Raw genomic sequence first — 1,314 nt, forward strand, 5'->3', positions numbered from 1 at the left:
GAAGTATAGGCAACGCCCAGCTCCCCCTTCATATCGGCCATTGTCTTGCCCGGATTGCGATCCAGCATTTCGAGAATGGCCTTCGCCGCAACCAGCCCATCATCATAACCAAGCCCAATTGGAGGCTGGAAGAAGAAATGACCGGACTTTTCAAAACCTGCCAGCGCGCCCAACTCATTGGTGCGGCGCTTGATGTAGGAATGGCCGGTCTTGTAGTAATCGACCGTCGCACCGTTTTCCTTCAGCACGGGATCGGTCTTGTAGAGGCCGGTTGACTTCACATCGACGACGAAAGTCGCGTCCTTGTAGAGTTTCGACAAATCGCGCGCCAACATCAGGCCGATCTTGTCCGCGAAGATTTCCTCGCCTGTATTGTCCACAACACCACAGCGGTCGCCATCACCGTCAAAACCGAGCGCGACATCTGCGCCAAGATCTTTGACGGCTTTCGACATTTCATGCAGCATTTCTGCATCTTCCGGGTTGGGATTGTATTTCGGGAACGTGTTGTCGAGGTTGCAGTCCATCTCGACAACTTCTGCGCCCATCATACGCAACGCATCCGGCGCAAAAGCGCCCGCAGTGCCATTGCCACACGCCGCAATCACCTTGATCGGACGACTAAGCTTCGTATCGCCAACGACTGCCTTGATATACTTGTCCCGCAAATCATCGACCCGGAAATGACCGCCGCCCGCACGGGGCTGAAACTCGCCACCCATGACGATTTCTTTCAGGCGGCCCATCTCAACTGGTCCGAATGTCAGCGGCTTGTCGGCCCCCATCTTGACCCCGGTCCAGCCATTTTCGTTGTGGCTCGCTGTCACCATGGCACAGCAGGCTGCATCCAGCTCGAACTGGGCCCAATACACCATTGGCGACAGGGCGAGGCCCACATCCAGTACTTCACAGCCGCCCTGCACCATGCCGAGAATAAGCGCGTTCTTGATCGGCTGACTGATCGAGCGGAAATCATGCCCGGTCACTACTTTGGGCTCGACCCCCAATTCATGGAACAGCGTTGCCATGCCGAGGCCCAGCGCCTGAACACCGGTGAAATTCAGTTCCGGTGCCTTCTCCTTACCGATTCCGTTGAACCACCAACGCGCATCATATTCGCGAAAGCCTGTTGGCTTCACCAGCGGCAGGGTCTCGAACTCCAGCGTGTTTGGCTTAATGTCAGCCAGCGGTTTGGGCATCATATGCGTACGTCTCCGAAGATTTTGTGCGTCCCTACAACACGAATGTGTCACTTCGACAAAGAGTATGCAGGTTTCGCGCCACAGGGGAAACCTGCGAGTTTCAAGGGCGGAT

At 55.9% G+C, this 1,314-nt stretch carries 1 protein-coding gene; it reads right to left on the bottom strand.

What is annotated here, in order from left to right; all coding sequences use genetic code 11:
* Positions 1–1,199, bottom strand: a 1,199-nt coding sequence (locus B4F73_RS09675; protein ID WP_349679557.1) for a phosphomannomutase/phosphoglucomutase, incomplete at its 3' end; no start/stop codon positions are given.
* Positions 1,200–1,314: the final 115 nt, after the last annotated feature.

It is taken from the genome of Hyphomonas sp. UBA3601 (assembly GCF_002375605.1).
Lineage (GTDB): Bacteria > Pseudomonadota > Alphaproteobacteria > Caulobacterales > Hyphomonadaceae > Hyphomonas.